Raw genomic sequence first — 24,590 nt, 5'->3', positions numbered from 1 at the left:
TGCCCGGGTTCACTGGCCGGTGAAGTTCGGGCTGCGGCGATCGAGCATCGCACCGACCGCCTCGTGATGGTCCGCGGTGTGATGGGCGAGCGACTGCATGGCGGCCGACAGTTCGAGGAGGCTCTCGAGGCTCTGGTGACGGCCTTCGCGGAGCAGCTTCTTGGTCATCCGCAGCACCTGCGGCGGGTTGACCGCCACCCGGTCGGCGAGCGCCCGTGCCGCGCCGAGGAGTTCCTCGGGTTCGGTGATCTGCGAGACGAGTCCCCACTCCAGGGCTTTCGCGGCGTCGATCGCGTCGCCGGTGAACGCCATCTCGCTGGCCCGCGCCATCCCGACGGCCTGCGGCAGGAACCAGGCGCCGCCGTCGCCGGGGACGAGTCCGACCTTGACGAAGCTCTCCGCGAACACGGCGGCCGTGGACGCGATCCGCATGTCGCACATCAGCGACAGGTCGCATCCGGCGCCGATCGCGGGTCCGTTGACGGCGGCGATGGTCGGCACCTCGCAGTGGTAGAGGGCGAGCGGGATGCGCTGGATGCCGTGCCGGTAACCCTGCCGCAGGTCGGCGGGGGAGCCGCCGAACATTCCGGCGCGGTCGCGCATGTGCTTGACGTTGCCGCCGGAGGAGAACGCCGAACCCGCACCCGTGACGATCGCGACGCGCACACTGGGATCACCGTTGACCTGGGCCACCGCATTCTCGAGCGCCTCGATCACGTCCGGCTCGGAGATCGGGTTGCGCGCCTCCGGACGGTTGAGCGTCCAGGTGACGATGTCGCCTTCGCGGGTGGTGAGCACGGCGTCGGTCATGGACGACTCCCTTGGGTGTGAGCGCGGATTCGAGACCGTCCCAGTCTGTCATTGCGCTCAGATGCCGGTGCGCCGTACCAGTGCGTCGGTGGCGGACGGCGCGAACGTGCCGAGCACCCGGAACAGTTCGGCGTAACTGGGGAGCAGTTCGATCGGGCGGGTACGCACGGCGGTCACGAACCATTCCGCCGCCTGCTCGGGCGTCAGGGCCGCCATCGCGTCGTAGTCCGTGGTGGGCGCGATCATCGGCGTCCGGACCAAGGGAAAGTCCAGGGTGGTCACGGAGATTCCGCGGTCGCGCACTTCGGCGCCGAGGCTTCGGCCGAACGCGCCGACGGCCGCCTTGGACGCGTGGTAGGCGGAGAACTTGGGCATGACGCCGGCGGGCACGCCCCACGTCGCGACGTTGATGATGTGGCCCTTGCGACGCTCGATCATCGACGGGAGCAACGCGAGGGTCAGTCGCGTCGAGCCGAAGTAGTTGACGGCCATGGTGCGTTCGAAGTCGTGGAAGCGGTCCAGCGAGTCCTCGACCGTCCGCCGGATCGACCGTCCGGCGTTGTTGACGAGAACGTCGACGGGGCCGATCTCCCCGAGCACCTGCGCGACGAGGGCGTCGACGGACTCCGGGTCCGTGAGGTCGCAGGGTACGGCGTGCGCGTCGCAACCGGACCGCAGGATGTCGTCGCGCACGGACTCGAGGGCGTCGGAGCCGCGGGCCACGAGGACGACCTCCGCGCCGAGGTCGGCGAGCCGGCGTGCGGCCGCTTCACCGACCCCCGAGGAACCGCCGGTGACGAGGATCCGCTTCCCGGCGATGCGGTGGCCGGTTCCCGGTACGACTCGGGCGGCCACTGCGCGCGGGGAGGGCAGTGGGTTGAGCGCGGCACGGGTGAGCAACTGTCGTATCACCTGACCAGCGTGGCAGCTCGCCGGACGATCCGCAGGCAAATAACAATCAATCGTGCTTGCTTTTTTATTGGGTCGGTGTGATGCTGGTCGCATGGCTGAACTGCAGAGGTTCATCGATGACTTGTGCGCCGAGAGCGATTCGCTGGATGCCCTGGTCGCCGACCTCCCCGACTCCCGCTGGGCCGATCCGACACCGGCCGAGGGCTGGACCATCGCCCACCAGATCGGACATCTGCTGTGGACCGACGAGGCCGCCCTCCTGGCGATCACCGACCCCGACGGCTTCACCGAGCAACTGACGGTGGCCGCCTCGAACCCCGCCGGCTTCGTCGACGCCGGCGCCGAGGAGCACGCCCGCAGGGAACCGACGGAACTGCTCGCCGCCTGGCGCTCGGCCCGGGCTCGACTCGCGGAGGCCCTCCTGGCGGTGCCGCCGGGACAGAAGATCCTCTGGTACGGCCCGCCGATGAAGGCGGCCTCGATGGCCACCGCCCGATTGATGGAGACGTGGGCGCACGGCCAGGACGTCGCCGACGCGCTCTCGGTGCCGCGCACACCCACCGAGCGGTTGAAGAGCATCGCCCACCTCGGTGTCCGCACCCGCGACTTCGCCTACGCCGTCAACGAACTCGCCCCACCCGCGGAGGAGTTCCGCGTCGAACTGAGCGCCCCCGACGGAGTGTCCCTCTGGACGTGGGGCCCCGAGGACGCCGCGCAGAAGGTCACCGGACCCGCCGAGGACTTCTGCCTCCTCGTCACCCAGCGCGCGAACCGAGCCGATCTCGCCCTCGAGGCTACCGGCGCGGATGCGGACGCGTGGCTGAACATCGCTCAGGCCTTCGCCGGCCCCGCGGGCGGCGGCCGTGAGGCGGGAACCCGATGACCGTGCGGATCGGCAACTGCTCCGGCTTCTACGGCGACCGGCTGTCGGCGATGCGCGAGATGCTCGAGGGCGGCGAACTCGACTATCTGACCGGCGACTACCTCGCCGAACTCACCATGCTGATCCTCGGCCGCGACCGCATGAAGGACCCGAACCGCGGCTACGCGAAGACGTTCCTCCGTCAGGCGGAGGACTGCCTCGGGCTGGCCCTGGACAAGGGTGTCCGCATCGTCGCCAACGCCGGCGGGCTCAACCCGGCCGGTCTCGCGGACGCGTTGCGGGAGGTGAACGACAAGCTGGGGCTGCAGGCGACGGTCGCCCACGTCGAAGGCGACGACCTGATCGGCCGGGCCGCAGAACTGGGGCTGGGCAGCCCGCTGACCGCCAACGCCTACCTCGGCGCGTGGGGCATCGTCGACTGCCTGAACGCCGGCGCCGACGTCGTCGTCACCGGGCGTGTCACCGACGCGTCCGTGATCGTGGGCCCGGCGGCCGCACACTTCGGCTGGCGGCGAGACGCTTTCGACCAGCTCGCCGGCGCCGTGGTGGCCGGGCACGTCATCGAGTGCGGCACCCAGGCGACGGGCGGCAACTACGCGTTCTTCACCGAGATCGGCGACCTCGACCGTCCCGGATTCCCGATCGCCGAGATCGACTCGGACGGATCGTCCGTCATCACCAAGCACCCCGGGACCGGTGGCGCCGTGAACGTCGGCACCGTCACCGCGCAGTTGCTGTACGAGATCACCGGTGGCCGCTACGCCGGTCCCGACGTGACCGCGCGAATCGATTCCGCCGCACTGTCGCAGGACGGCCCCGACCGGGTGCGCATCAGTGGCGTCGTCGGCGAGGCGCCGCCGCCGCAGCTCAAGGTGTCGCTGAACACGCTCGCGGGTTTCCGCAACGAGGCCGTGTTCGTCCTCACCGGCCTCGACATCGAGGCCAAGGCGGCCCTGGTGAAGCGGCAGCTCGAGGGGTGGCTTCCCACCCGGCCGGCCGAACTCGACTGGTCACTCGCCCGCACCGATCACCCGGACGCCGACACCGAGGAGGCCGCGAGCGCGCTGCTGCGCTGCGTGGTCCGGGATTCGGACGCCAACGCAGTCGGGCGCGCATTCTCCTCCGTCGCAGTCGAAATGGCACTGGCGAGCTACCCCGGCTTCACGCTGACGGCGCCACCCGGGCAGGGTCAGCCCTACGGCGTGTTCACCCCGGGATACGTGTACGCCAAGGAGGTGCCGCACGTCGCGGTGCTGCCGGACGGAACGCGCGTCGACATCGAACCCGCCACCGACGTCCGGGAACTCGAGGACGTCGCCGAGCCCGCGCTCCCGGAGCCGCGGGGCACCGAACCCACGGTGCGGGTGGCGCTCGGGACCATCGCCGGAGCGCGCAGCGGTGACAAGGGCGGCAACGCGAACGTCGGTGTGTGGGTGCGCACCGACGAGCAGTGGCGGTGGCTGGCCCACGCGCTGACCGTCGACGAAGTGAAGCGCCTTCTCCCGGAGGCCGCCGACCTCACCGTCACGAGATATGTGCTGCCGAAACTGCGCGCCGTCAACTTCGTGATCGAGGGAATCCTCGGGCAGGGCGTCGCGTCCCAGGCCCGGTTCGACCCGCAGGCCAAGGGTCTCGGCGAATGGCTGAGATCCCGGCACGTCGACATACCGGAAGCACTCCTTCCCGAAGGGACAACGTTGTGAGCGTGTGGGATTCACCCGAGCGGCAGGAACTGCGCAAGACGGTGCGCAGCTTCGTCGAACGACAGATACTGCCGCACCTGGACGAGTGGGAACGCGACGGCGAACTGCCCCGCGCGCTGCACCGGGAGGCCGCCGAGCTGGGTCTGCTCGGCGCCGGCTTCCCCGAATCCGTCGGGGGCGAGGGCGGAGACCTCGTCGACGCGGTGCTGATCTGCGAGGAATTCCACCAGGCAGGTGCATCGGGTGGCGCGTTCGCTTCCCTGTTCACGTCGGGAATCGCGCTGCCGCACCTCGCGGCGGCCGGTGACCCGGAGCAGATCGAGAAGTGGGTCCGCCCCACCCTGCGCGGCGAGCTCATCGGCTCGCTCGCCATCACCGAACCCGGCGGCGGTTCCGACGTCGGGCATCTGCGGACCACGGCGGTCCGCGACGGCGACCACTTCGTCGTCAACGGGTCCAAGACGTTCATCACGTCCGCTGTCCGGGCCGACTTCGTGGTCACCGCAGTCCGCACCGGCGGTCCCGGCGCGTCCGGGGTCTCCCTGCTCGTGATCGAGAAGGGCACATCGGGATTCGAGGTGGCCCGCAAACTCGACAAGATGGGCTGGCGTGCGTCGGACACGGCCGAGTTGTCGTTCGTCGACGCCCGGGTGCCCGCCGCCAATCTTGTCGGCGAGGAGAACAGCGGGTTCGCGCAGATCGCCCAGGCGTTTCTCACCGAGCGCATCGCCCTCGCCGCGCAGGCCTATTCGAGCGCGCAACGGTGCCTCGACCTCACGCTGCAGTGGGTGCGCGACCGCGAGACGTTCGGCCGTCCGCTGATCAGCAGGCAGTCGGTGCAGAACACGGTCACGGAGATGGCGCGCAAGACCGACGTGGCCCGCGTCTACACCAGAGCGCTGGTGGAGCGTTCGCTCGTGTCGAACGAGGACTTCATCGCGGAGGTCTGCTTCGCGAAGAACACCGCCGTCGAGTCGGGCGAATGGGTGGCCAACCAGGCCGTCCAGCTGTTCGGCGGCCTCGGCTACATGCGGGAGAGCGAAGTGGAACGGCAGTACCGCGACATGCGCATCCTCGGGATCGGTGGCGGTACCACCGAGATCCTGACGGGGCTCGCGGCCAAGCGATTGGGGTATCAGTCATGACCACGTTGAAGTCCACGCTGGACACTGGTTCCGAAGAGTATGCCGCGGCGGCGAAGGCCATGACGGACAAGCTCGCCGAGATCGACACCGAGCACGCCAAGGCGCTCGCGGGCGGCGGCGAGAAGTACACCGAGCGGCACAAGAAGCGCGGCAAGCTGCTCGCCCGGGAGCGAATCGAACTGCTCCTCGACCCCGACTCGCCGTTCCTCGAACTGTGCCCGCTCGCGGCGTGGGGCAGCGACTTCCCGGTCGGCGCCAGCACCGTCGTCGGCATCGGTGTGGTGGAAGGCGTCGAGTGCCTGATCGTCGCCAACGACCCGACTGTCCGCGGCGGCACCAGCAATCCGTGGACGTTGCGGAAGGGATTCCGCGCCAACGACATCGCCCGGCAGAACCGGCTCCCCGTCATCTCCCTCGTGGAATCCGGCGGCGCGGACCTTCCCACTCAGAAGGAAGTGTTCATACCCGGTGGCCGCATGTTCCGCGACCTCACCCAGCTCTCCGCCGCGGGTATCCCGACCATCGCCCTCGTCTTCGGCAATTCGACGGCGGGCGGCGCGTACATCCCCGGCATGTCCGATCACGTCGTCATGATCAAGGAACGATCCAAGGTGTTCCTCGCCGGACCGCCCCTCGTGAAGATGGCCACCGGTGAGGAATCCGACGACGAAACCCTCGGCGGCGCCGAGATGCATGCCCGCAAGTCCGGCCTCGCCGACTACTTCGCGGTCGACGAGCAGGACGCCATCCGGATCGGCCGCAGCATCGTCAAGCGCCTGAACTGGAAGAAGCAGGGTCCCGCGCCCCGGGCCGAGGTCATCGAACCGCTCGCGGACCCCGAGGAACTGCTCGGCATCGTCCCCGCCGACCTCAAGATCCCGTTCGATCCCCGCGAGGTGATCGCCCGCATCGTCGACGGCTCCGATTTCGACGAGTTCAAGCCGATGTACGGATCGTCACTCGTCACGGGCTGGGCCGAGCTGCACGGATACCCGGTGGGCATCCTCGCCAACGCGCGCGGCGTGCTCTTCAGCGAGGAATCGCAGAAGGCGACCCAGTTCATCCAGCTGGCCAACCGCTCGCACACCCCACTGTTGTTCCTGCACAACACGACCGGATACATGGTGGGCAGGGAGTACGAGGAGGGCGGGATGATCAAGCACGGTTCGATGATGATCAACGCCGTATCCAACTCCACCGTCCCGCACATCTCGATCCTGCTCGGCGCGTCCTACGGCGCCGGTCACTACGGCATGTGCGGACGCGCGTTCGACCCGCGATTCCTGTTCGCCTGGCCCAGTTCCAAATCCGCGGTCATGGGCGGGGCGCAGCTGGCCGGTGTCATCTCCATCGTCAGCCGCGCCTCCGCCGAGGCCCGCGGGCAGGCGTTCGACGAAGAGGCCGACGCAGGCATGCGCGCCATGATCGAGAACCAGATCGAGGCGGAATCCGTGCCGATGTTCCTGTCCGGTCGCCTCTACGACGACGGCGTGATCGACCCGCGCGACACCCGAACCGTGGTGGGAATGTGCCTGTCGGCCATTGCCAACGCCCCGATCGAAGGCGCCGAGAACTTCGGCGTCTTCCGGATGTGAGGCCCGACATGATCCAGTCCGTACTGGTTGCCAATCGTGGTGAGATCGCCCGCCGCATCTTCGCCACCTGCCGCCGCGCAGGCATCGGGACCGTCGCCGTGTTCTCGGATGCCGACGCCCTCAGCCCGCACGTCGCCGAGGCCGACACCGCGGTCCGGTTGCCGGGCAACAGTCCTGCCGACACGTACCTGCGCGGTGACCTCGTCATCGAGGCGGCACTGCTCGCCGGCGCCGATGCCATCCACCCCGGCTACGGGTTCCTCTCCGAGAATGCGGACTTCGCGCGCGCCGTCCACGACGCGGGGCTGACGTGGATCGGGCCGCCCGCGCCCGCCATCGAGATGATGGGTTCGAAGGTGGAGTCCAAGAAGATGATGGCCGCCGCCGGAGTCCCGGTGCTGGCCGAACTCGACCCGGGTGCCGTCACCGAAGCGGACCTGCCGGTACTCGTCAAGGCGTCCGCAGGCGGCGGCGGACGCGGCATGCGCGTCGTGCGTGAGCTCGCGGACCTTCCGGAACAGCTGGAAGGCGCCCGCCGCGAAGCGCAGTCGGCGTTCGGCGACCCGACCGTGTTCTGCGAGCGCTACCTGGAAACGGGCAGGCACATCGAGGTCCAGGTGATGGCCGACCGGCAGGGAACCGTCTGGGCGGTGGGGGAGCGTGAATGCTCCATCCAGCGGCGGCACCAGAAGGTGGTGGAAGAGGCGCCGTCACCGTTGGTCGAAGCCGTCCCCGGGATGCGCGAGCGACTGTTCGAGGCCGCCCGGCTCGCGGCGAAGGCCATCGACTACGAGGGTGCGGGAACGGTCGAGTTCCTGGCTTCCGGTCGAGCGGAGCGAGGGGGAGACGACCCGGACCAGGGTGACTTCTATTTCCTCGAGATGAACACCCGGCTGCAGGTGGAACACCCGGTCACCGAATGCACCACTGGCCTCGACCTCGTGGAACTGCAGCTGCAGGTGGCGTCCGGGCAGGCGCTCGGCGCCGAATCGCCCGCCGTGTCCGGCCATTCCATCGAGGTCCGGCTGTACGCCGAGGATCCGGCGCAGAACTGGCAGCCACAGAGTGGACCGGTCCACCGCCTGGACCTGCCCGGGAACGCGGTCGAATTCGACGTTCTCCGCACCCCGGGCATCCGCCTCGACTCCGGTGTGGTCGACGGATCCACCGTCGGCGTGCACTACGACCCGATGCTCGCGAAAGTCATCTCGTTCGCGCCCACCCGCACGCAGGCGGCCACGCGGCTGGCAGCGGCCCTGAGCCGCGCGCAGATCCACGGACTGCGCACCAACCGCGACCTCCTCGTCAACGTGCTCCGCCACCCGGCATTCCTTGCCGGCGACACGGACACCGCCTTCTTCGACACACACGGGCTGGACGTGCTGGCGCGCCCGCTGGCCTCGGCCGACACCGAGCGACTGTCGGCGCTGGCCGCCGCACTCGCGGACGCCGCGCACAACCGCGACGTCGCGACCGTGAACACCTCGCTGCCCAGCGGATGGCGGAACCTGGCGTCCGCGCCGCAGAGCAAGACGTTCACGGGAACCGACGGTGACATCGAGATCCGGTACCTGCTCACCCGGTACGGGCTGAAGGCCGAGGGCTTCGACGACGTCGCGCTCGTGTCGGCCACGGCGCGGCACGTCGCACTGGACGTCGCGGGGCTGCGCCGCTCGTTCGAGGTGTCCCGGTACGGGGACGACGTGTTCGTCGACTCCGCCCTGGGCCCGGTGAGCCTGCACGCCGCACCTCGATTCACCGATCCGAGCGCCGTCGTCGCCGAGGGGTCGCTACTCGCGCCGATGCCGGGTTCCGTCATCCGCCTCGGCGCCGCGGCCGGCGACACCGTGACCGCCGGTCAGCCGATCGTGTGGCTCGAGGCGATGAAGATGGAACACACGATCAAGGCGCCGGCTTCCGGTGTCCTCACCGAACTTTCCGTGACCGCCGGTCAGCAGGTCGACGTGGGAACGGTCCTGGCAGTAGTCGAAGCAGCGCAGCCTGAAGGAGTGTCATGAGCTTCATCGAGACCGAAGAACAGAAGGAACTCCGCGCCTCCGTGTCGAGGCTCGGGGAGCGATTCAACTACGTCGACTACGTGCTGCCCCGGGCGCGGCGCAGTGAACCGCTGACCGAATTGTGGAACGAGGCGGGCAAACTCGGTTTCCTCGGCGTCAATCTCCCCGAGGAATACGGGGGCGGCGGCGCAGGCATCTACGAACTCGCCCTCGTCCAGGAAGAACTCGCGGCCCACGGCGCCGGCCTCCTGCTGGTGGTCGTGTCGCCGGCCATCTGCGGCACGATCATCGGCAAGTACGGCACCGAGGAGCAGAAACAGACCTGGCTCCCCGGCCTCGCCGACGGTTCGAAGATCATGGCGTTCGGCATCACCGAGGCCGACGCGGGTTCGAACTCGCACCAGATCACGACCACCGCGCGTCGGGTCCGGTCGAGCGAAGCGAGGGGTGATGGTCAAGCCGAGGACTGGCTGCTGTCGGGGAACAAGATCTACATCTCCGGGGTCGACCAGGCCGACGCCGTGCTGATCGTCGCGCGGACCGAGGACTCGAAGACCGGCAAGCTGAAACCTGCCCTGTTCATCGTCCCCACCGACGCCGCGAACTTCGTGAAGACGCCGATGGAGATGGATATCGTCGAGCCCGACCACCAGTTCATGCTGTTCCTCGACGACGTCCGGCTACCCGCCGACGCCCTCGTCGGCGAGGCCGATGCGGCGTTGATGCAGCTGTTCGCGGGTCTCAACCCCGAACGCATCCTCGGCGCCGCCATGGCGATCGGCATGGGCCGCTACGCGCTGGGCGCCGCGGTGCGGTTCGCGAAGGAACGCACGGTGTGGAAGGAGCCGATCGGCGCGCACCAGGGCATCGCGCATCCGCTGGCGCAGATCAAGATCGAACTCGAACTCGCCAAGCTGATGATGCAGAAGGCGGCCGTCCTCTACGACAGCGGCGACGACTTCGGCGCCGCCGAGGCCGCCAACATGGCCAAGTACGCCGCCGCCGAGGCCAGCATCAAGGCACTCGACCAGGCCGTCCAGACACACGGCGGCGCAGGCCTGACCAAGGAATACGGTCTCGCGGCGATGCTCGGCGCGGCACGCATCGCACGAGTGGCCCCGGTGAGCCGGGAAATGATCCTCAACTTCGTCTCCCAACACTCGCTCGGGTTGCCGAAGTCGTACTGATGTCGAACGGACAGCACATGACCGACGTGGAAGCCGACCGGTACGTCCGGTACGAGGTGAACCGGGGGTTCGCCACCCTCACCCTCGATTCGCCCCACAACAGGAACGCGATCTCCGGCAGGCTCGTGGACGAACTGCTGCAGGGATTGCGGGACGCCGCCGCGGACAACGACGTCCGAGGCATCGTCCTCACCCACACCGGCGGCACGTTCTGCGCCGGCGCGGATCTGAGTGAGACGTCCGGCGACGTCGGCTCGCGCACCCGGCAGATGGCCGACCTGCTGCGGGCCATCGTCGAGTTGCCCAAGCCGGTGATCGCCCGGATCGACGGTCACGTCAGGGCCGGGGGCATGGGCTTGGTCGGGGCCTGCGACATCGCCGTCGCCGGTCCGCGCAGCACGTTCGCGCTCACCGAGGTCCGGCTCGGACTCGCCGCGTCGATCATCTCGTTGACCGTGCTGCCCCGGATCGATTCGCGCGCCGCGAGCCGCTACCTCCTCACGGGCGAGAAGTTCGGTGCCCACGAGGCGGAGGCCATCGGGCTGATCAGCGAGTCCGCCGAGGATCCCGAGGACACCGTCGAGGAAGTGCTCGACCAGTTGCGGCAGGCGTCGCCGCAGGGCCTGGCCGAGTCGAAGACCCTGACGACGCGCAGTGTGCTCGCCGATTTCGACCGCTACACCGACGAGCTGACCGCCCAGTCGGCGAGGCTGTTCGAATCCGAGGAGGCGCGGGAAGGCATGATGGCGTTCCTGCAGAAGCGGCCGCCGAGATGGGCCTCCGGCCCCGTGCGTGGTTGACGAGTCTCAGGACTCGTCGAGCACTCACGGGCGCGCAGCGCGACGAGAGGAAGTGACACATGACCCGCGAACCGAAGCAGGACCGTAGCCGGGTCACGCGCGGGCATCTCCTCGAGGTCACCATCGACTGCCTCGCCGAGCTGGGCTGGGGTGCCACCACGGTGAGCCTCGTCGCCCAGCGCGCCGGGGTGTCCCGCGGCGCGACCCAGCACCACTTCCCGACCCGCGAGGACCTCATCACCGCAGCGCTCGAGGTCATGTTCGATGCCCGGATGGAGCAGGCCCGGCGCGAGGCCACCGACCTGCCGACCGGGGAGGGGCGCACCGAGGCCGTGGTGTCGCGGCTCGTCGACTACTACACGGGCACCCTGTTCAAGGCGGCGCTGCAGGTCTGGACGGCCGCGGCCGCCGACCCCGAACTCCGGGCCCGGATCGTGCCGCTCGAGGAACGGTTCGGGCGGATCGCGCACCGCACCGCCGTCGAACACTTCGGATTCGACGACGCCGATCCGGTGGCGCACCGGCTCGTCCAGGCCACCCTGGATCTCGCCCGCGGACTAGGCCTCGCCGACGTGCTCACGGACGACTCCAAACGACGAGCGGAGATCGTGCGGCAGTGGGCGGCGCAGCTGGATGCGGCGTTACCGTCCGGACAGCCGCGGAGCGGCCAGTCGGCACACCCGCGGAGCGGTCAGTCGGTACAGCCGCCGATGCTGGACGCGGCCGTTCTCGACTGACCGGGCAAAGAGCGCGGGGATCGGTAGAGTCACCGACCATGGGCCGGAAATGGAGAGCGCTCGTCCTGATCACCGTCGCCGCCGGTCTGGCCGGCTGTGGGGGAGACGGAGACGATTCCGGTACCGAGCCTGCCGCGCAGCAACTCCCGCAGGTGACCGATCCGGGCCCGTTCTTCGGTCAGTGCGGTTCGGTCACCGACGACGAGGTCGCGAAGGCGTTCGGGATGCCGCCCTTCACCGGCGTGACGCGAAATTCCGTCGGCTGCGAGTGGGAAACCGCAGGAATAGGCGGTCCCAGCGTGACGTTCTCCTGGTACCGCGGCAGTCCCATCGGCCGCGAGCGGGCAGGTTCCGAGCTGATCGGCAGGCCGGCCACCGACATCGACATCCAGGGGCACCCCGGATTCATCGCATCGTCCGAAGGAATTCTGTGTGAACTCGGCGTGGAGTTCGGGGGCGACTTCGTCCACTGGTCGGTGATGTACGCGGACGCGCAACCCGCGGCGGACCCGTGCACGGTGGCGCGCGATCTCGCCGAACTCAGCGTGTCGAGGGCCAAATGAGCGGGGGAGTGATGAACGGCGGGACGTGGCGTGCGGTTCGGGTGCTGGCCGCGGCCACCGCGGTCGGGCTGATCGCGGGGTGCGGGTCGACGATCGAGGGCTCACCCAGGGCTGAAGGGGCGTCCTCGTCCGGTGACACCGAACAGTTCACGGCCCTGCTGGAGGAGTGCAACGCCGTCGCCGACGAACAGATCGCCCAGACCGTCGGCGCCGACGCCATCGAACGGGGCTTCTTCGGCGCGATCTGCCGCTGGGACGCGGTCGGCGCCAACGGTCCCGTGAAGGTGACGTTCAACTGGTTCGAGACGGGTTCTCTCGACACGGAGAAGTCGACCGGCGAGAAGCTCGGCTACACGGTGGAGTCCTCCACCATCCAGGGGCGCAAGGCCGTCGTGATGCGTCCCCCCGGCGATCCGGGGGCGTGCGGAGTGACGGTCGGATCACCCTCCGCGGGCGTCGTCGGCTGGTGGGTACAGTTCCAGACGGGGGCGGCAGACCCGTGTGAAGCGGCATCGACGCTTGCGGATCTGACGCTCAATCTGAGTAGTTGATGTGCCCGTGTCCGTACCGACAGCTCCGAGCAGCACCCCACATCGCAGGTCAGCCCTTACCACTGCCAGCCCACTTTGACCTTCCGGCGCGCCGCCGGGTATCGTTGTGGGTCGTGTCCGGCATGCCCGGGCCGATCTGTGTGCCTAGCGAGGTATTGCCGTGCGCGCGTTCGTGCAGATTTCTGCATGGAACGAGCATCCGGCTGCCTGTGTGGGGGTATGCGACACACCCGACCTCGGGTGCAGCTCGAGGTGCGGGTGAGGGGCAGCAGCTCTCTTGCCCCAACTGCTAGATCCCTAATTTCAGAACAGCCAAGGTTGCTTGTCCAGAGCAGTCTGTTCAACACGAAGAAAGCCGGTAAATGCCAACCATCAACCAGCTGGTCCGCAAGGGCCGCCGCGACAAGACCGCGAAGGTCAAGACGGCAGCCCTCAAGGGCAGCCCGCAGCGTCGTGGCGTGTGCACCCGCGTGTACACCACCACCCCGAAGAAGCCGAACTCGGCGCTCCGTAAGGTCGCGCGTGTGCGCTTGACCAGCTCCGTCGAGGTCACCGCTTACATCCCGGGCGAGGGTCACAACCTGCAGGAGCACTCGATGGTGCTCGTCCGCGGTGGTCGTGTGAAGGACCTCCCCGGTGTGCGCTACAAGATCATCCGTGGCTCGCTCGACACCCAGGGTGTCAAGGGCCGCAAGCAGGCCCGCAGCCGCTACGGCGCCAAGAAGGAGAAGAGCTAATGCCACGTAAGGGCCCCGCTCCGAAGCGTCCGCTCATCAACGACCCGGTCTACGGTTCGCCCCTGGTGACGCAGCTCGTCAACAAGATTCTCCTGGACGGCAAGAAGTCCACCGCCGAGCGCATCGTCTACGAAGCACTCGAGCAGGCGCGCGAGAAGACCGGCACCGATCCGGTCGTCACTCTCAAGCGCGCACTGGACAACGTCAAGCCTGCCCTCGAGGTCCGCAGCCGCCGTGTCGGTGGCGCCACCTACCAGGTGCCGGTCGAGGTCCGTCCGGGCCGCTCCACCACCCTCGCGCTCCGCTGGCTCGTGACCTTCTCCCGGCAGCGCCGCGAGAAGACCATGGTCGAGCGTCTCGCCAACGAGCTCCTCGATGCCAGCAACGGCTTGGGTGCCGCTGTGAAGCGCCGTGAGGACACTCACAAGATGGCCGAAGCCAACAAGGCATTCGCCCACTACCGCTGGTGACGTCACGTCGGAGCAGTCACCTACCGTGACTGCTCCGGCGTCGTCGCACGTCGGGCCCCTACCGGGGACCGGCTGATCTACAACTCGAGACAATGGCCCCGCTGGTGGAACACCGGGGAGGCCGACACCCGATACACGAGCTACGAGCGGGGAAGAATCCTGTGGCACAGGAAGTGCTGACCGACCTGAACAAGGTCCGCAACATCGGCATCATGGCGCACATCGATGCCGGCAAGACCACGACCACCGAGCGCATCCTGTTCTACACCGGTGTCAACTACAAGATCGGTGAGACGCACGACGGTGCCTCGACCACGGACTGGATGGAACAGGAGAAGGAACGCGGCATCACGATCACCTCTGCCGCGGTGACCTGCTTCTGGAACAACAACCAGATCAACATCATCGACACGCCGGGCCACGTCGACTTCACCGTCGAGGTGGAGCGTTCGCTCCGCGTGCTCGACGGCGCCGTCGCAGTGTTCGACGGCAAAGAGGGCGTCGAGCCCCAGTCGGAGCAGGTGTGGCGTCAGGCCGCCAAGTACGACGTTCCGCGCATCTGTTTCGTCAACAAGATGGACAAGATGGGCGCGGACTTCTACTTCACGGTCCAGACCATCATCGACCGCCTCGGCGCGAAGCCGCTCGTTCTCCAGCTGCCGATCGGCGCCGAGGACGACTTCGACGGTGTCGTCGACCTGGTCGAGATGAAGGCTGTCACCTGGCGTGGCACGGTCGCCATCGGCGCCGAGCCCACCATCGAGGAGATCCCGGCCGATCTCGCCGACAAGGCTGCCGAGTACCGCGAGAAGCTGCTCGAGACGGTCGCCGAGTCCGACGAGAAGCTCATGGAGAAGTACTTCGCCGGCGAGGAGCTCTCCGTCGAGGAGATCAAGGGCGCCATCCGCAAGATGACGGTCAACTCCGAGCTGTACCCGGTGCTGTGTGGTTCCGCGTTCAAGAACAAGGGCGTTCAGCCCATGCTCGACGCGGTCATCGACTACCTGCCGAACCCGCTGGACATCGGCGAGGTTCAGGGTCACGCCCTGGGCAACGAAGAAGAGATCCTCACGCGTAAGCCGAGCAAGGAAGAGCCGTTCTCGGCTCTGGCCTTCAAGATCGCTTCGCACCCGTTCTTCGGCAAGCTGACGTTCGTCCGCGTGTACTCCGGCCGGATCGATCCGGGCGCCCAGGTCATGAACGCGACCAAGGGCAAGAAGGAGCGCATCGGAAAGCTCTTCCAGATGCACGCCAACAAGGAGAACCCGGTCGACGAGGCCGTGGCCGGCCACATCTACGCGATGATCGGTCTGAAGGACACGACGACCGGTGACACCCTGTGTGCACAGGACGCGCCGATCGTGCTCGAGTCCATGAGCTTCCCGGACCCGGTCATCCAGGTCTCGATCGAGCCCAAGACCAAGTCCGACCAGGAGAAGCTGGGCACCGCGATCCAGAAGCTCGCCGAAGAGGACCCGACGTTCTCCGTCGAGCTCGACGAGGAGACCGGCCAGACCGTCATCGGCGGCATGGGCGAGCTCCACCTCGACATCCTCGTCGACCGTATGCGTCGCGAGTTCAAGGTCGAGGCCAACGTCGGCAAGCCGCAGGTCGCCTACCGCGAGACCATCACCAAGAAGGTCGAGAAGCACGACTACACCCACAAGAAGCAGACGGGTGGATCGGGCCAGTTCGCCAAGGTGATCATCGCGCTGGAGCCGTTCGTCGGCGAAGACGGTGCCACCTACGAGTTCGAGAACAAGGTCTCCGGCGGCCGCATCCCTCGCGAGTACATCCCTTCCGTGGATGCAGGCGCGCAGGACGCGATGCAGTACGGCGTTCTTGCCGGCTACCCGCTGGTGAACCTGAAGCTGTCGCTGCTCGACGGTGCATACCACGACGTCGACTCGTCGGAAATGGCCTTCAAGGTTGCCGGTTCGCAGGCGCTGAAGGAAGCCGCCCGCAAGGCCGGCCCGGTCATTCTCGAGCCGCTCATGGCTGTCGAGGTCACCACACCCGAGGAGTACATGGGTGATGTGATCGGCGACCTGAACTCCCGCCGTGGCCAGATCCAGGCCATGGAGGAACGCAGTGGTGCCCGTGTCGTGAAGGCGCTGGTTCCGCTCTCGGAGATGTTTGGTTACATCGGTGATCTGCGGTCGAAGACCCAGGGCCGGGCGAACTTCTCCATGGTGTTCGATTCCTACGCAGAGGTTCCCGCGAACGTCTCGAAGGAAATCATCGCCAAGGCGACCGGCGAGTAACCTCGGTTCCAGCCGGCCGAAGCACGACCCAGTAATAACAACCGCACTGCTGCATACCGCAAGCATCAATCAGTCCAGGAGGACACACAGTGGCGAAGGCGAAGTTCGAGCGGACGAAGCCGCACGTGAACATCGGCACCATCGGTCACGTCGACCACGGCAAGACCACGCTGACCGCGGCCATCACCAAGGTTCTGCACGACGCGTACCCGGATCTCAACGAGGCTTCGGCCTTCGACGAGATCGACAAGGCTCCTGAGGAGAAGGCTCGCGGTATCACGATCAACATCTCGCATGTTGAGTACCAGACCGAGAAGCGCCACTACGCGCACGTCGATGCTCCCGGTCACGCCGACTACATCAAGAACATGATCACCGGTGCGGCGCAGATGGACGGCGCCATCCTCGTGGTCGCGGCCACCGACGGCCCGATGCCCCAGACGCGTGAGCACGTGCTGCTCGCCCGCCAGGTCGGCGTGCCGTACATCCTCGTCGCCCTGAACAAGGCCGACATGGTGGACGACGACGAGATCATCGAGCTCGTCGAGATGGAGGTCCGTGAGCTCCTCGCTGCGCAGGAGTTCGACGAGGACGCTCCGGTTGTCAAGGTCTCCGCACTCAAGGCGCTCGAGGGCGACCCCGAGTGGACCAAGAACATCCTCGAGCTCATGGCTGCGGTTGACGAGTCCATCCCGGACCCGGTCCGCGAGACCGAGAAGCCCTTCCTCATGCCCGTCGAGGACGTCTTCACGATCACCGGTCGTGGCACCGTCGTCACCGGTCGTATCGAGCGTGGCGTGATCAACGTCAACGAGGACGTCGAGATCGTCGGCATCAAGGAAACCAAGACCAAGACCACGGTCACGGGTATCGAGATGTTCCGCAAGCTCCTCGACTCGGGCCAGGCCGGTGACAACGTCGGTCTGCTGGTTCGTGGTATCAAGCGCGAAGATGTCGAGCGTGGACAGGTTGTCGTCAAGCCCGGCACCACCACCCCGCACACCGAGTTCGAGGGCCAGGCGTACATCCTGTCCAAGGACGAGGGCGGCCGCCACACGCCGTTCTTCAACAACTACCGTCCGCAGTTCTACTTCCGTACCACGGACGTGACGGGCGTTGTGACGCTGCCCGAGGGCACCGAGATGGTCATGCCCGGTGACAACACCGAGATGTCCGTCAAGCTGATCCAGCCCGTCGCCATGGACGAGGGCCTGCGCTTCGCGATCCGCGAAGGCGGCCGTACCGTCGGCGCCGGCAAGGTCACGAAGATCAACAAGTGATCTAGCTCCACCAACGCCAATGGCGCTCACCCTCCGGGGTGGGCGCCATTGGCGTTTTCGGGGTACGGACTTCAGCGGTAGTTCAACGCATCCCATTCTCGGATGTCGCCGGGATGCGCGATGCCTTCGAGGACGAACGGGTCGCGGGCGATGAACTGTTCTGCGCGCTCGCGGCTGCTGAAGATCGCCATGGACCCGTTGCTCGCCGGGTCGTCGAACGGTCCGAGACCGAGCAGCCCACCTTCCGCGGCGAACGCGTCGAGGTACTCCCACGCCCCGCGTCAGCTTTCGACGTGCACCGGGTGGTCGGCGCGGTCGAGGTGGAGCAGGACCTGGGTGGCGACCTCTTCACCACCGAGGGTCGATGCGACCCACGACGCGACGTCCTCGGATTTGCGCGTGAAGTCGTAGATGTCGAGGGTGGGGTCGGCGGTCACGACGATCGACAGGGTGGGGAGGCCGCGTTCGATGACGGCGCGAGCGCGTGTCTGCCGGACTCCGGGGTACTGGGCGAGTTCACTGGCGACCCCGTTGGCGAGGGAGCCGAGGTCGACAGTCACGTAGGTGCCCGATTCGCGATCAGGTACGGCGACGGGGGACGTGCGTCGGCGGGTGAGGTCCAGGGCGAGGAGCACGATCCCGAAGACCAGTCCCACGACGACCGTGGCGGCGAGCGCCCAGCCCCACCAGTCCTGGTCGGGGAGTGCGGTGACGCGCGCGCGGTCGTACCGCGACACCCATTCGCGGACGATCGGAACCTGGAGGTCCCAGGCCATGGCGTAGGCGCCGAACCCGAGAAGCGCGAGCCCGACGATCAGGACGATGAGCCGGTTGACGGCGGCGGTCCGATGTCTCACGGCTTCACCTGCACTCGGAGTTCGGGGGACGTGCCGAGCAGCGACAGCGTCGGTTCCACCGCCTCGCGGACGGAGATGGCCACGTCGCCGGCGGGTGTCGATTCGGTGCGCACCACGCGGACGGTGACGTGCTTGCGGTCGACCGTCGTGTGCGCCGACAGCACCCCGGGGACGGTCTTGGCGTGGCTACTGGAATTGCGAGCGAGGTCCGTGGGGCGCAGCCAGACGATCGGGGTGTCACCTACGGCGAGCGGCAGGTGGGTGCGCGGCCGCGGTTTGAGGGCCGCGACGATGAACACGACCCCCAGGACGATCGCGCCTGCCGCAGCGGGGACGATCCACTCGGACCAGTGCAGCCGGCCCAGCCATTGCACGGTGTTGCGGATCCAGGGCGCGTTGGCGAAGGTGCCGCGCATGATGAGCAGCTCACGCGCCGCGACGACCGCGAGACCGAGGGCCCCGACGGCGACGATGATTGCGGCGGGCACGGCGGCCGGAGTCGCACGCGGCGTGCGTGGCCGGATGGGTGCCACCGGGGCGGGCGGCACGGCAGGGTCGCCTTGTTCGGAGTAGCGGCTTTCGGTCGAACTGTCTTCGGGGGCTGCGGATTCCGTTCCGACGACCACGATGTTGAGTTCGATGACCGGCATGCCCGTCATCTGTTCGACCTGACGGTGCACCTGCGCGCGGAGCCGGCGGTTGACGAGGTCGAGGTGACACGGCCACTGCACCGCGATGTACAGGTTGATCGCGACGGCGCCCGCTCCCGTCGAGACGTCGGCTCGGGGCAGTTCCCGGCCCGTCAGGCGAGACAGCCCACCGGACTGCTTGACGACGCCGGGTACCTGAAGCGCCGCGGCGACGGCGATCTTCACGACGGCGCGCTCCTTGATGACCAGTTCGCCGCGCAGGGCGGTGTCGTCGAGCGCCGTGTCGGCGTGGGGACCGGCGGAGGGTGCGGTGAAGGGTTCAGCCACGGCCGCGGCTTCGGAGGATGGCGCCGAGATCGAGGTGGCCGTCGCGGTGCGCGCCGACGGCCATGCCCAGCGCGCCGAGGAGGACGGCGAAGACGAATCCGCTGAAACCACCGAGGATGCCGGCGATGGCGAGAAGTAACCCGACGATCAGGCCTGTGATTGTGCTGTTCATTGAGCTTGTCCTGTCTCTGTCAGGAGATCTTCGATGGTCACGTCGACGGGGACGTCCACCAGCGATTCCACTGCGGCCCGCACTCTTTCGGCGGTGTCGACGACGTTGGCGGGGTAGCGCGCCGCGAGGTGGACGGCACAGGACGTGGGGCCGACGGTCACCCCGGTCACCCGGCGTCCGGGCAGGTAGGTCGCGACTTCACCGAACGCGCCGCCGTGCATCGCTGCCACCCCGGGGGTTGCGAGGACGGCAGCGACGATGCGTTCGGAGATGTCCTCGGCGTGGGTGTCCGGTGGAAGTGGTCCGGTCACTGCACCCTCGGTTTGCCGTCGAGCTCGGACGCGGCCTCGGATTCGTCGAACAGCATGACGTCGAAGACGGTGATGTTCACTTCGGTCACTTCGAGCCCGGTCATGCGCTCGACGGCCGCGATGACGTTTCGCCGGATGCCGACCGCGAGTTCGTGCAGTGCGACGCCGTATTCCGCGACGATGCCGATGTCGATGGCGGCCTGCTTCTCGCCGACTTCGACGGCGACGCCCTGGGCGTGGTTGACGCGGGCGCCGGGGATCCGATCGCGGAGAGCGCCGACAGCGCGTGCGGTGCCGCCGCCGACGTCGTAGACGCCGTTGATCTCACGGGTGGCGATACCGGCGATCTTGGCAACCACTGCGTCCGCGATGATGGTCCGTCCCTCGGAACTGACGAGTTCCGGCGTCGCCCCGGCACCGAACTGCACGCGGCTGCGTGCGCCTGAATCGCTGGTCATCGTGGATCCCCTTCGAGTCGCCTGCCTTCTCCTCAACAGTAATGATCACCGACCGTACGCGGGGTCTCCCACGCGCCTTTGCACCCGCGGATCTGCCGACGAATGACACCGAAAAATATTTGATATGACCACCCGGTAGCATCTGACGTGATGCAGGTAACAGAGGCGGGGCACGACGAAAGGAACTCCATGGCGGAAGAGCCCACCGGTGAGGACGCCGCTCCCCAGGCCCGGACGCCGGCCGTCACCGCGAGTGTCGTGGTTCTGGCCGTCCTCACGCTCGCGTTCGTCGCGGTCAGCGGCTATTTCGGCTACACGCACCGGCAGGCGGAGCAGGAGGCGCAGCAGAGATCCGAGATCCTCGATGCAGCGCGCCAGGGCGTCGTCGATCTGACGACGATGGACTTCGAGCGGGCCGACGAGGACGTGCAGAAGGTGCTCGACGGCTCGGCCGGAGAATTCCGCGACGAATTCGAAGCCCGGTCCGCAGACCTGATCGCGGTCATGCAGGAGGCCAAGGTCAAGTCCCAGGGGGAGGTGCGCCAGGCTGCGATCGAGACGCAGAACGGCGACTCCGCGGACGTGCTCGTGGCGGTCGCGCAGAAGGTGTCCAACGCGGGCGGCGCTGCCGAGGAGCCACGCGGTCAGAGAATGCGCGTGACGATGCAACTCGAGGACGGCACATACAAGATCGTGAAGGCAGGGTTCGTGCAGTGAGTACCGACGCATCGCCGAAGTCGCGCAGACTCCTCCTGATCCTGGGCGCGCTCACCGCGGTCGCGGCCGTGCTGGCGGGGGTTCTGTACTTCACGCTCTACCGGCCCGACAAGCGTGTCGACGACACCGTCCGCGCCGCCGTCACCGACACCGCTTCGCAGGGCGCGATCGCCCTGCTGTCGTACGAGCCGGACACGGTGGAGAACGACGTCGGCGCCGCAAAGGAACGCCTGACGGGGGAGTTCCTCGACTACTACACCCAGTTCACGACGGACGTCGTCGTCCCGGCGGCCAAGGAGAGTCAGGTGGCCACCCGGGCGACGGTGGCCGCGTCCGGTCCGGTCGAGGTGGCGGCCGACACCGCGACCGTGCTGTTGTTCGTCAACCAGACCACCACCAGTGCGGCCAAACCGGAACCGGCGGTGACGGCGACGAGCATCAACGTCGAGCTGACCAAGTCCGGCGAGAACTGGCTGATTTCCGGCTTCGATCCGGTCTAGCCGCACGGGTAGCGTTGGCGCCCATGAGTACTCTTCGAGAGGTCGGCGACCGCGAGTCGTGGCGCTGCTGGCTGTGTGACGAACCGGTGGATCCCGACATGTCGGTCAACGATCCGCGCGGCCCCAGTATCGACAGCGTCGTCACCGCGAAGAAGGCCAAGGCGAAGGGCGGCGTCGAACGCCTCGCTCACCGTGCGTGCAACACCAAGAAGGGTGCCGTCAAACCGGTCGTGCCGTGGCCCGACCGGTTGTTCGTCGTCGATCCCGCTCCGATCATCGGTGTGGTCGAACAGCTCGGCCGCAAGGGTGGCCGGGTGGCGGTGGCGCGGTGCCCGGGCAAATCGGACGCCGAGGACGCGGCGGCGTGGTTGCTCGACAGGTTGTCCCGTCTCGCACCGGAACTGAACGTCGAGACGCAGATCGATGCCGCCGGTGGTGCGTACCTGCTCGTCCTCCGCACCGCCTGACCTGTGAGCCGCACGAGGGAGTAACGTCGGGACCAGAACATGAATCCGACCTCGAGTGCGAAGGAATTCCGATGAATCTGGCCTTGACCGACGAGGAGCTGGCGTTCCGCGACGAGATGCGAACGTTCTTCACCACGCAGATTCCGGCGGAGATCCGCGAGCGGTATGCGCGTGGAGAAGAAGTGGGGAAGGAAGGGTTCATCGAGTCCCAGCGGATTCTGAACGCCAACGGTCTCGCGACGCCGCACTGGCCGGTCGAGTGGGGCGGCCGCGACTGGACGCCGGTGCAGAAGCACATCTGGCTCGACGAACTGCAGCTCGCGTCGGTGCCCGAGCCGCTCGCGTTCAACACCAGCATGGTCGGCCCGGTCATCGCGGCCTTCGGTTCGCAGGAGCAGAAGGAGAAGTTCCTTCCCCCGACCGCCAACCTCGACATCTGGTGGTGCCAGGGATTCTCCGAACCCGAGGCCGGCTCCGACCTCGCGTCGCTGAAGACCCGCGCCGTCCGCGACGGCGACGACTACGTGCTCAACGGCCAGAAGACGTGGACCACGCTGGCGCAGCACGCCGACTGGATCTTCGTCCTCGCTCGCACCAACCCGGACGCCCCCAAGAAGCAGGCCGGTATCTCGTTCATCCTCGTCGACATGAAGACGCCCGGCGTCACGGTGCGCCCGATCAAGCTGATCGACGGCGGCTACGAGGTCAACGAGATCTTCTTCGAGGACGTGCGCGTGCCTGCCGAGAACCTCGTGGGCGAGGAGAACCAGGGCTGGAGCTACGCCAAGTTCCTGCTCGGCAACGAGCGCACCGGTGTGACCCGGCTGGGATTCTCCAAAGTCCGTCTCGCGCAGGCGAAGGAACGCGCAGCCGAGATCTCGGTCGGCGAGGGGACGCTGCTCGACGATCCGCTGTTCGCCGCCCGGATCGCCGAGTTGGAGAACGAGATCATCGCGCTCGAACTCACCCAGCTGCGGGTGGTGGCCAGTTCGGCGGACGGCAAGCCGAACCCGGCGTCGTCGCTGCTGAAGCTGCGCGGGTCCGAACTGCAGCAGGCCACCCTCGAACTGCTCACCGACGTCGCGGGACCCGACTCCCTGCCCTTCGCCGCAGGTGACGGCATCTCCTCGCCGCTCTGGGCGCAGCGGACGACTCCGACGTATCTGAACTACCGCAAGGTTTCCATCTACAGCGGATCGAGCGAAGTGCAGCGCAGCATCATCGCCTCCTCGATCCTCGGATTGTGAGGGCGTGACATGGACTTCGAACTGACCGACGAACAGAAACTGCTGCGCGACACCACCCGTGAACTGCTGGGCCGCAGCTACGACGCGGAGAAGCGCAACGCCGTCACCGACACCGAGCAGGGGTGGAGCCCGCAGGTGTGGAAGCAACTCGCCGAGGTGGGACTGCTGGGCCTGAGCTTCGACGAGGAAGACGGCGGAATGGGCGCCGGACCGGTCGAGGTCGCATCGGTGATGACCGAGATCGGCCGCCGCCTCGCGCCCGAACCCGTCCTCGACGCGGTGCTCGTCCCCGGCGGCCTGATCGCCGCGGCAGGCAGCACGGAGCAGCGCCGCCGGATTCTGCCCGACGTGTCCGAGGGCAACCTCCTGCTGGCATTCGCGGAGCGGGAACCGGGTGTGCGCTGGCCGTCGACCCAGGTGTCCACGACCGCGAAGAAGGACGGCGACGCGTGGACCCTCACCGGTACCAAGAACCCCGTTCCGCACGGAGGTAGCGCGAACACACTGGTCGTCACGGCGGCACTCCCGGACGGTGGGGTCGGACTGTTCCTCGTCGACGCCGACGCCAGCGGCCTGACCCGCACCGCCTACGCGACCCACGATGGACTGCGGGCCGCGCAGGTGGAACTGTCGGACACCCCGGCGGAGCCCCTCGGTGAGGGCGGCGACGCGTCGTCGGCGATCGAGAGCGCGCAGATCCGGGCACAGGCGGCACTGGGCGCGGAGGCCGTCGGCGCGATGGAGGAGGCGCTGCGGCTGACCACTGAGTACCTGAAGACCCGCAAGCAGTTCGGTGTCCCGATCGCGAAGTTCCAGACGCTCACGCACCGTGCGGCCGACATGTACGTGCTGCTGGAACTGGCTCGCAGCATGAGTCTCTACGCGACGATGTCGCTGGCCGACGGAACCGTCGATCCGGTGGTCGCCTCGCGCGCCAAACTGCAGATCGGCCGCTCCGCCCGCACGATCGGGCAGGAAGCGATCCAGATGCACGGCGGCATCGGCATGACGGCCGAGTATCCGGTCGGACACTACGTGAGCCGGCTGACCGCCATCGAGCACACCCTCGGCGGGTCCGACGACCACCTGCGGGTGCTCGCGTCGGCGACCACCCAGGGGGCCATCAGCATCATCTAGCCGCCCCCGTGAGTACTTATTAACCGCCCGCGGTTAATAAGTACTCACGGGTCCAGGTCTCGGATTGGTATCGGAAAGAGCGTTTTCGACGT

26 protein-coding genes and 1 pseudogene are annotated in these 24,590 nt (G+C 67.6%); 19 read left to right on the top strand and 8 right to left on the bottom strand.

Features of this window, described 5'->3' with window-relative positions; translation table 11 throughout:
• Nucleotides 1-9: 9 nt before the first annotated feature.
• Together HGB39_RS12635 and HGB39_RS12630 are read right to left on the bottom strand one after the other, a co-directional pair.
• Complete coding sequence (locus HGB39_RS12635; protein WP_005258164.1) at nucleotides 10-810, bottom strand: crotonase/enoyl-CoA hydratase family protein; 801 nt, start codon at nucleotides 808-810, stop codon at nucleotides 10-12.
• Between the two features lie 57 nt (nucleotides 811-867).
• Complete coding sequence (locus HGB39_RS12630) at nucleotides 868-1,836, bottom strand: SDR family oxidoreductase (RefSeq protein ID WP_257237437.1); 969 nt, start codon at nucleotides 1,834-1,836, stop codon at nucleotides 868-870.
• Here HGB39_RS12630 and HGB39_RS12625 point away from each other — a divergent pair.
• From HGB39_RS12625 to tuf, 14 genes are all read left to right on the top strand, one after another.
• Nucleotides 1,814-2,605: a TIGR03084 family metal-binding protein gene (locus HGB39_RS12625; RefSeq protein ID WP_005574412.1), complete on the top strand. Its 792-nt coding sequence runs from the start codon at nucleotides 1,814-1,816 to the stop codon at nucleotides 2,603-2,605. The two genes, HGB39_RS12630 and HGB39_RS12625, sit on opposite strands and share 23 nt — an antisense overlap.
• Nucleotides 2,602-4,308: an acyclic terpene utilization AtuA family protein gene (locus tag HGB39_RS12620; RefSeq protein ID WP_054245448.1), complete on the top strand. Its 1,707-nt coding sequence runs from the start codon at nucleotides 2,602-2,604 to the stop codon at nucleotides 4,306-4,308. The genes HGB39_RS12625 and HGB39_RS12620 overlap by 4 nt, the downstream gene beginning before the upstream one ends.
• Nucleotides 4,305-5,453 carry an acyl-CoA dehydrogenase family protein gene (locus HGB39_RS12615; protein WP_005572741.1) on the top strand — a complete coding sequence of 383 codons (1,149 nt, stop codon included), beginning with the start codon at nucleotides 4,305-4,307 and terminating at the stop codon, nucleotides 5,451-5,453. The genes HGB39_RS12620 and HGB39_RS12615 overlap by 4 nt, the downstream gene beginning before the upstream one ends.
• Entirely contained in the window at nucleotides 5,450-7,048 is a 1,599-nt protein-coding gene (locus HGB39_RS12610; RefSeq protein ID WP_005572740.1) for an acyl-CoA carboxylase subunit beta, read from the top strand. Before HGB39_RS12615 ends, HGB39_RS12610 begins: the two co-directional genes overlap by 4 nt.
• Nucleotides 7,049-7,056: 8 nt before the next feature.
• Nucleotides 7,057-9,066 (top strand): acetyl/propionyl/methylcrotonyl-CoA carboxylase subunit alpha, encoded by a 2,010-nt coding sequence (locus HGB39_RS12605; protein ID WP_005572739.1) that lies wholly within the window; start codon nucleotides 7,057-7,059, stop codon nucleotides 9,064-9,066.
• Nucleotides 9,063-10,253, top strand: coding sequence for an acyl-CoA dehydrogenase family protein (locus HGB39_RS12600; protein ID WP_005572738.1), 1,191 nt, complete (start codon nucleotides 9,063-9,065; stop codon nucleotides 10,251-10,253). The genes HGB39_RS12605 and HGB39_RS12600 overlap by 4 nt, the downstream gene beginning before the upstream one ends.
• Nucleotides 10,253-11,053 (top strand): enoyl-CoA hydratase family protein, encoded by an 801-nt coding sequence (locus HGB39_RS12595; protein WP_005572737.1) that lies wholly within the window; start codon nucleotides 10,253-10,255, stop codon nucleotides 11,051-11,053. The genes HGB39_RS12600 and HGB39_RS12595 overlap by 1 nt, the downstream gene beginning before the upstream one ends.
• 59 nt (nucleotides 11,054-11,112) lie before the next feature.
• Nucleotides 11,113-11,790: a TetR/AcrR family transcriptional regulator gene (locus HGB39_RS12590; RefSeq protein WP_005572736.1), complete on the top strand. Its 678-nt coding sequence runs from the start codon at nucleotides 11,113-11,115 to the stop codon at nucleotides 11,788-11,790.
• Between the two features lie 38 nt (nucleotides 11,791-11,828).
• Complete coding sequence (locus HGB39_RS12585; protein ID WP_005572735.1) at nucleotides 11,829-12,353, top strand: DUF3558 domain-containing protein; 525 nt, start codon at nucleotides 11,829-11,831, stop codon at nucleotides 12,351-12,353.
• Between the two features lie 11 nt (nucleotides 12,354-12,364).
• Nucleotides 12,365-12,904 (top strand): DUF3558 domain-containing protein, encoded by a 540-nt coding sequence (locus HGB39_RS12580; RefSeq protein ID WP_005258138.1) that lies wholly within the window; start codon nucleotides 12,365-12,367, stop codon nucleotides 12,902-12,904.
• 362 nt (nucleotides 12,905-13,266) lie between these two features.
• Complete coding sequence (rpsL, locus tag HGB39_RS12575; protein ID WP_005252198.1) at nucleotides 13,267-13,641, top strand: 30S ribosomal protein S12; 375 nt, start codon at nucleotides 13,267-13,269, stop codon at nucleotides 13,639-13,641.
• Nucleotides 13,641-14,111 (top strand): 30S ribosomal protein S7, encoded by a 471-nt coding sequence (gene rpsG, locus HGB39_RS12570; RefSeq protein ID WP_005252199.1) that lies wholly within the window; start codon nucleotides 13,641-13,643, stop codon nucleotides 14,109-14,111. The genes rpsL and rpsG overlap by 1 nt, the downstream gene beginning before the upstream one ends.
• 161 nt (nucleotides 14,112-14,272) lie before the next feature.
• On the top strand, nucleotides 14,273-16,375 hold the full coding sequence (fusA, locus tag HGB39_RS12565; RefSeq protein ID WP_005258137.1) for an elongation factor G: 2,103 nt from the start codon (nucleotides 14,273-14,275) through the stop codon (nucleotides 16,373-16,375).
• Between the two features lie 89 nt (nucleotides 16,376-16,464).
• A complete protein-coding gene (tuf, locus tag HGB39_RS12560; protein ID WP_005252203.1) occupies nucleotides 16,465-17,655 on the top strand; it encodes an elongation factor Tu in 1,191 nt (396 codons plus the stop codon).
• A gap of 71 nt (nucleotides 17,656-17,726) precedes the next feature.
• Here the strand turns inward: tuf and HGB39_RS40205 are convergent.
• The 6 genes and pseudogenes from HGB39_RS40205 to HGB39_RS12530 form a co-directional block, all read right to left on the bottom strand.
• Nucleotides 17,727-17,915 (bottom strand): annotated as a pseudogene (locus HGB39_RS40205) (YciI family protein); the annotation flags it as partial.
• Nucleotides 17,916-17,936: 21 nt separating this feature from the next.
• Nucleotides 17,937-18,512 (bottom strand): Asp23/Gls24 family envelope stress response protein, encoded by a 576-nt coding sequence (locus HGB39_RS12550; RefSeq protein WP_005258134.1) that lies wholly within the window; start codon nucleotides 18,510-18,512, stop codon nucleotides 17,937-17,939.
• Entirely contained in the window at nucleotides 18,509-19,489 is a 981-nt protein-coding gene (locus tag HGB39_RS12545) for a DUF6286 domain-containing Asp23/Gls24 family envelope stress response protein (protein ID WP_054245452.1), read from the bottom strand. Before HGB39_RS12545 ends, HGB39_RS12550 begins: the two co-directional genes overlap by 4 nt.
• The gene (locus HGB39_RS12540; RefSeq protein ID WP_005252219.1) at nucleotides 19,482-19,661 is read right to left on the bottom strand and encodes a hypothetical protein; all 180 of its coding nucleotides are present in this window, start codon (nucleotides 19,659-19,661) and stop codon (nucleotides 19,482-19,484) included. The genes HGB39_RS12545 and HGB39_RS12540 overlap by 8 nt, the downstream gene beginning before the upstream one ends.
• Nucleotides 19,658-19,972 carry an Asp23/Gls24 family envelope stress response protein gene (locus HGB39_RS12535; protein WP_005252220.1) on the bottom strand — a complete coding sequence of 105 codons (315 nt, stop codon included), beginning with the start codon at nucleotides 19,970-19,972 and terminating at the stop codon, nucleotides 19,658-19,660. Before HGB39_RS12535 ends, HGB39_RS12540 begins: the two co-directional genes overlap by 4 nt.
• Complete coding sequence (locus HGB39_RS12530; RefSeq protein WP_005252221.1) at nucleotides 19,969-20,430, bottom strand: Asp23/Gls24 family envelope stress response protein; 462 nt, start codon at nucleotides 20,428-20,430, stop codon at nucleotides 19,969-19,971. The genes HGB39_RS12535 and HGB39_RS12530 overlap by 4 nt, the downstream gene beginning before the upstream one ends.
• 189 nt (nucleotides 20,431-20,619) lie before the next feature.
• On the opposite strand from HGB39_RS12530, the gene HGB39_RS12525 reads away from it, so the two are divergent.
• The 5 genes from HGB39_RS12525 (at nucleotide 20,620) to HGB39_RS12505 (ending at nucleotide 24,498) form a co-directional block, all read left to right on the top strand.
• A complete protein-coding gene (locus HGB39_RS12525; RefSeq protein WP_005568317.1) occupies nucleotides 20,620-21,147 on the top strand; it encodes an Rv1363c family protein in 528 nt (175 codons plus the stop codon).
• The gene (locus tag HGB39_RS12520) at nucleotides 21,144-21,647 is read left to right on the top strand and encodes an Rv1363c family protein (RefSeq protein WP_005568316.1); all 504 of its coding nucleotides are present in this window, start codon (nucleotides 21,144-21,146) and stop codon (nucleotides 21,645-21,647) included. Before HGB39_RS12525 ends, HGB39_RS12520 begins: the two co-directional genes overlap by 4 nt.
• A gap of 23 nt (nucleotides 21,648-21,670) precedes the next feature.
• Nucleotides 21,671-22,114, top strand: coding sequence for a hypothetical protein (locus HGB39_RS12515; RefSeq protein ID WP_043790546.1), 444 nt, complete (start codon nucleotides 21,671-21,673; stop codon nucleotides 22,112-22,114).
• 71 nt (nucleotides 22,115-22,185) lie between these two features.
• Nucleotides 22,186-23,361 (top strand): acyl-CoA dehydrogenase family protein, encoded by a 1,176-nt coding sequence (locus HGB39_RS12510; RefSeq protein ID WP_005568314.1) that lies wholly within the window; start codon nucleotides 22,186-22,188, stop codon nucleotides 23,359-23,361.
• 9 nt (nucleotides 23,362-23,370) lie between these two features.
• A complete protein-coding gene (locus HGB39_RS12505) occupies nucleotides 23,371-24,498 on the top strand; it encodes an acyl-CoA dehydrogenase family protein (protein WP_064079810.1) in 1,128 nt (375 codons plus the stop codon).
• Nucleotides 24,499-24,590 lie beyond the last annotated feature (92 nt).

The organism is Rhodococcus opacus, assembly GCF_012396235.1.
GTDB lineage: Bacteria > Actinomycetota > Actinomycetes > Mycobacteriales > Mycobacteriaceae > Rhodococcus_F > Rhodococcus_F opacus.
Note: the sequence above shows the minus strand (reverse complement) of the source record. Positions and strands in the feature narration are given on the sequence as shown.

Coding starts and splice junctions, on each gene's coding strand:
- HGB39_RS12635 (WP_005258164.1), bottom strand. CDS start 810: ATGACCGACGCCGTGCTCACCACCCGCGAAGGCGACATCGTCACCTGG.
- HGB39_RS12625 (WP_005574412.1), top strand. CDS start 1,814: ATGGCTGAACTGCAGAGGTTCATCGATGACTTGTGCGCCGAGAGCGAT.
- HGB39_RS12630 (WP_257237437.1), bottom strand. CDS start 1,836: ATGAACCTCTGCAGTTCAGCCATGCGACCAGCATCACACCGACCCAAT.
- HGB39_RS12620 (WP_054245448.1), top strand. CDS start 2,602: ATGACCGTGCGGATCGGCAACTGCTCCGGCTTCTACGGCGACCGGCTG.
- HGB39_RS12610 (WP_005572740.1), top strand. CDS start 5,450: ATGACCACGTTGAAGTCCACGCTGGACACTGGTTCCGAAGAGTATGCC.
- HGB39_RS12605 (WP_005572739.1), top strand. CDS start 7,057: ATGATCCAGTCCGTACTGGTTGCCAATCGTGGTGAGATCGCCCGCCGC.
- HGB39_RS12600 (WP_005572738.1), top strand. CDS start 9,063: ATGAGCTTCATCGAGACCGAAGAACAGAAGGAACTCCGCGCCTCCGTG.
- HGB39_RS12595 (WP_005572737.1), top strand. CDS start 10,253: ATGTCGAACGGACAGCACATGACCGACGTGGAAGCCGACCGGTACGTC.
- HGB39_RS12590 (WP_005572736.1), top strand. CDS start 11,113: ATGACCCGCGAACCGAAGCAGGACCGTAGCCGGGTCACGCGCGGGCAT.
- HGB39_RS12585 (WP_005572735.1), top strand. CDS start 11,829: ATGGGCCGGAAATGGAGAGCGCTCGTCCTGATCACCGTCGCCGCCGGT.
- HGB39_RS12580 (WP_005258138.1), top strand. CDS start 12,365: ATGAACGGCGGGACGTGGCGTGCGGTTCGGGTGCTGGCCGCGGCCACC.
- rpsL (WP_005252198.1), top strand. CDS start 13,267: ATGCCAACCATCAACCAGCTGGTCCGCAAGGGCCGCCGCGACAAGACC.
- rpsG (WP_005252199.1), top strand. CDS start 13,641: ATGCCACGTAAGGGCCCCGCTCCGAAGCGTCCGCTCATCAACGACCCG.
- HGB39_RS12540 (WP_005252219.1), bottom strand. CDS start 19,661: ATGAACAGCACAATCACAGGCCTGATCGTCGGGTTACTTCTCGCCATC.
- HGB39_RS12530 (WP_005252221.1), bottom strand. CDS start 20,430: ATGACCAGCGATTCAGGCGCACGCAGCCGCGTGCAGTTCGGTGCCGGG.
- HGB39_RS12525 (WP_005568317.1), top strand. CDS start 20,620: ATGGCGGAAGAGCCCACCGGTGAGGACGCCGCTCCCCAGGCCCGGACG.
- HGB39_RS12515 (WP_043790546.1), top strand. CDS start 21,671: ATGAGTACTCTTCGAGAGGTCGGCGACCGCGAGTCGTGGCGCTGCTGG.
- HGB39_RS12510 (WP_005568314.1), top strand. CDS start 22,186: ATGAATCTGGCCTTGACCGACGAGGAGCTGGCGTTCCGCGACGAGATG.
- HGB39_RS12505 (WP_064079810.1), top strand. CDS start 23,371: ATGGACTTCGAACTGACCGACGAACAGAAACTGCTGCGCGACACCACC.